This window comes from Bacillus sp. AY3-1 (assembly GCF_008368785.1).
Taxonomy (GTDB): domain Bacteria; phylum Bacillota; class Bacilli; order Bacillales; family Bacillaceae_G; genus Bacillus_A; species Bacillus_A wiedmannii.
In genome coordinates, this window is the sequence record NZ_QORZ01000046.1 from 1 (window position 1) to 1017 (window position 1017).

General features: G+C 30.5%; 1 protein-coding gene. It reads left to right on the forward strand.

The features are described from left to right. Positions 1-418 precede the first annotated feature (418 nt). The coding region (locus DN389_RS28120; RefSeq protein ID WP_149237852.1) for an HBL/NHE enterotoxin family protein at positions 419-1017 on the forward strand (599 nt) is incomplete at its 3' end.

The window sequence follows — 1017 nt, forward strand, 5'->3', positions numbered from 1 at the left end:
AAAGATAGTTGGAAAACATTACGAACAGATGCTGTTATATTAAAAGAAGGAATAAAGGAATTAAAAGTGGAAACTGTTACTCCACAAAAATAGGGAAATATTTATTCTGTTGCAAAGTGACCCATAACATAGAGAGTCTATGATTACACTGATAAACAGTAAAGCGGTAATTAATAAATCCTTATATATTAAAAAGGCGGAGTCTCATTAAAGACTTCGCCTTTCACTTATATATAAGTTGTATTCAAATAAAAAGATAGCCATGTAGTTTACTTGTTTTTAAAAATTTGTAACAGAATCGATCAATAGGATACAGGTTATATAGATTTGCTTAATAATATCGAATCTATGCAACAAAATCGTCTTTTAATAAGAATAGGACTTGAAATCATACTCTATACAGGAGGAATAAGAAAAGATGAAAAAAAAATCTTATAAAATACTGGCTGTATCAGCATTTTTAATTATGACAACTACCTATGCAGTCACACCAGTAGCAACCTTTGCAATTGAAACTGAACAAACGAACACTGGAGATATGTCTCTTTCAGCAAATGAAGAAAAGATGAAAAAAACTGTACAAGATGCTGGGTTATTTGCAAAAGCTATGAATGAATATTCTTATTTGCTAATTAATAATCCGGATGTGAGTTTTGAAGGGATTTCTATTAATGGATATGCAGATTTACCTAGTAAAATTATACAGGATCAAAAGAATGCAAGAGTACATGCTGTTACATGGAATACAAAAGTAAAAAAACAGCTTTTCCAGGATCATTGGAATGCAAGAGTACATGCTGTTACATGGAATACAAAAGTAAAAAAACAGCTTTTAGATACATTGACCGGCATTATTGAATACGATACAAAGTTTGAAAATTATTATGAAACATTAGTAGAGGCGATCAATAATGGAAATGGGGATACTTTAAAAAAGGGGATTACAGATTTAAGGGTGGGGATTCAACGAAACCAAGAGTCTGCAAAAGCATTAATAGAAGAATTAACTAAATTTAA